Genomic DNA, 252 nt, shown 5'->3' with positions numbered 1-252 from the left:
GATATGTATTAAGCGTGTATTTACTAGCTTCTAAAAATCTCAATATTATTATTAATGAAAAACAAGTTAATCCTAAGCGTTATAACAGTCGCCATTTATTTATTGCAACAAGCAACGAAATGCCAACGCATCCTTATAAGTTCAACGTTGAATATGCAAACTCATCATTATTTTTATACGAAGAATATAGCTTTTCAAGCATCCTAGATACTGATGAAATTTATTTATTTCACGAAGGCAGTTTAGAGGATG

1 pseudogene is annotated in these 252 nt (G+C 30.2%); it reads left to right on the top strand.

The features are described from left to right. A pseudogene (locus CWB60_RS20470) lies at window positions 1-252 on the top strand (1,4-alpha-glucan branching enzyme); the annotation flags it as partial.

The sequence above is a fragment of the Pseudoalteromonas sp. S327 genome (assembly GCF_005886415.1).
GTDB classification, from domain to species: domain Bacteria; phylum Pseudomonadota; class Gammaproteobacteria; order Enterobacterales; family Alteromonadaceae; genus Pseudoalteromonas; species Pseudoalteromonas atlantica.
The sequence above is the reverse complement of the archived record's forward strand: the minus strand, read 5'-3'. Positions and strand labels throughout refer to the sequence as shown.